General features: G+C 77.0%; 1 protein-coding gene. It reads left to right on the top strand.

The features are described 5' to 3' along the window. Positions 1-1,294, top strand: a 1,294-nt coding sequence (gene efeB, locus LCE31_RS28535) for an iron uptake transporter deferrochelatase/peroxidase subunit (RefSeq protein WP_225019246.1), incomplete at its 5' end; no start/stop codon positions are given. Positions 1,295-1,333: the final 39 nt, after the last annotated feature.

Below are 1,333 nucleotides of genomic sequence, written 5' to 3'. Positions count from 1 at the left end.
CGGCGGGCTGGTCGCGGGGGCGGGCGGGGGCATCGGCGCGTACGCCGCGCCGCGGCCCGCGGCGCCCGCACCGCTGACCCGGCTCGGCTCGCACGCGGTCGCCTTCCACGGCGCCCACCAGGCCGGGATCGCCACCCCGGTCCAGGCCGCGGGCCACCTCGCCGCGTTCGACCTGGCGCCGGGGGCGGGCCGCACCGAGGCCGTGGCGCTGCTGCGGCGGTGGACCGCGTGCGCGGCGCCGATGGCCGAGGGCCGGCCGGCGCCCGGACACGACACGGGGATCGCCCTCGACGCGGGCCCGGCGGCGCTCACCGTCACCTTCGGGTTCGGGCACAGCTTCTTCGGCCGTACGGGCCTGTCGAAGCAGCGCCCGAGCCAGCTCGACCCGCTGCCCGCGTTCTCGTCCGACCATCTCGATCCGGCCCGCAGCAACGGCGACCTGTGGGTGCAGATCGGCTCGGACGACGCGCTCGTCGCCTTCCACGCGCTGCGCGCCCTGCGGAACGCGGCCGGTTCCGGGGCGCGCCTGCGCTGGCAGATGAGCGGCTTCAACCGGTCCCCCGGCGCCACCGCGCACCCGATGACGATGCGCAACCTGATGGGCCAGGTCGACGGCACCGGCAACCCGAAGCCGTCCGCGCCCCGCTTCGACGAGCAGATCTTCGTGCCCGCGAAGCCCGGCGCCGACGGGAGCCCGCTCGCCAGCCCCGCGTGGATGGCGAACGGTTCGTACGCCGTCGTGCGCCGTATCCGGATGCTGCTGGACGACTGGGAGAAGCTGGCGCTCGACCAGCAGGAGAAGGTCATCGGCCGCCGCAAGTCGGACGGCGCGCCCCTGACGGGCGGCACCGAGCAGACCGCGATGGCGCTGACGAAGACCGGCCCCGACGGGCAGCTCGTCATCCCCGCCGACGCGCACGCGCGCATCGCGCAGCCGGCCGCGAACGGCGGCGCGGCCATGCTGCGCAGGACGTACTCGTACAACGACGGCGTCCGCGCGGACGGGAGCCCGGACGCGGGGCTGCTGTTCATCGCCTGGCAGGCGGACCCGCTCAAGGGGTTCGTGCCGGTGCAGCGCAAACTCGACCGGGGCGACGCCCTGTCGCCGTTCATCCGGCACGAGGCGAGCGGGCTGTTCGCCGTGCCGGGCGGGGCCACGGAGGGGGAGTACGTGGGCCAGCGGCTGCTGGAGTCGTGGGGGCCCCCCCCCCGCACGGGGCCCCGGCGGGGGGGCCGAGGGGGGGGCGCCTGTCGGCCCCGCGCGACACGTATCTCGGGCCCGCGGGCCCCTTGACCGACGCCCCGCTGCGCCCTCTCCCAGAAGCGGCCCCCA

The organism is Streptomyces sp. 8L, assembly GCF_020176795.1.
In the GTDB taxonomy this organism is placed as follows: domain Bacteria; phylum Actinomycetota; class Actinomycetes; order Streptomycetales; family Streptomycetaceae; genus Streptomyces.
Note: the sequence above shows the minus strand (reverse complement) of the source record. Positions and strands in the feature narration are given on the sequence as shown.